The following is a 279-nucleotide window of genomic DNA, read 5'->3' on the forward strand; positions in this document are numbered from 1 at the left end:
TACTGGATGGGAATATCGAAAATATTGAGCAGGTGTCGGACACGATACGGAAGTTGTTAAAAAAGAGCGGTACTTCAGCAAAGAATGTCGCACTGGCAATGCCAGCATCCGCAGTGATCACGAAAAAGATTTTCCTTCCGATGACGCTCAGCGATCAGGCACTCGAAGTGCAGGTCGAATCTGAAGCGAGTCAGTACATTCCCTTTTCTATGGATGAAGTGAGTCTGGATTTCTGCGTGATCGGCCCAGCTGCGAATCAGGAAGATGTGGAAGTCATGT

1 protein-coding gene is annotated in these 279 nt (G+C 47.7%); it reads left to right on the top strand.

The window, feature by feature from the left end; translation table 11 throughout:
• The coding region (pilM, locus tag KDM89_RS22165; protein WP_212689892.1) for a pilus assembly protein PilM at positions 1–279 on the top strand (279 nt) is incomplete at both ends.

It is taken from the genome of Cognatundibacterium luofuense (genome assembly GCF_018139685.1).
GTDB lineage: Bacteria > Pseudomonadota > Gammaproteobacteria > Burkholderiales > Burkholderiaceae_D > Undibacterium > Undibacterium luofuense.